Source organism: Aquisphaera insulae, assembly GCF_011064615.1.
Classification (GTDB): Bacteria; Planctomycetota; Planctomycetia; order Isosphaerales; family Isosphaeraceae; genus Aquisphaera; species Aquisphaera insulae.
Genome location: NZ_JAALJH010000276.1, coordinates 1 through 372 on the forward strand (window position 1 = coordinate 1; position 372 = coordinate 372).

Here is a 372-nt window from a genome sequence, read left to right on the forward strand (position 1 = left end):
AGGGGCGAGCACCGTCGGGGATCGCATCGCGGCACGGCTCGCTTCTCGTGCGGCCTTCCTCCTCTCCCTCGCGGCTGCCAGCTTGCGATCGCGATCCGCGAGGATCGCCCGGTCGCGGCCGGCCAGCTTGGCCGCGGGGGCCACGTAGCCGATCGCACTGTGCAAGCGGACCTCGTTGTAATGCGCCACGAACTCCGCGACCAGTCGCCGCGCGTCCTCCAGGCTCAGCGGCACCTTGATCCGGATGCACTCGCCCTTGAGCGTCTTGTGCCACCTCTCGATCTTCCCGTTGCTCTGAGGATAGTATGGGGAAGTCCTCACATGAGTCATCCCGCAAACCCTGATGAATTCCTTGAAGTCGCGGGCGATGAG

General features: G+C 65.6%; 1 protein-coding gene. It reads right to left on the reverse strand.

The window, feature by feature from the left end; all coding sequences use genetic code 11:
• Positions 1-321: integrase core domain-containing protein (locus G6O54_RS37120; protein WP_205679202.1), on the reverse strand; the 321-nt coding region annotated here is incomplete at its 3' end.
• Positions 322-372: the final 51 nt, after the last annotated feature.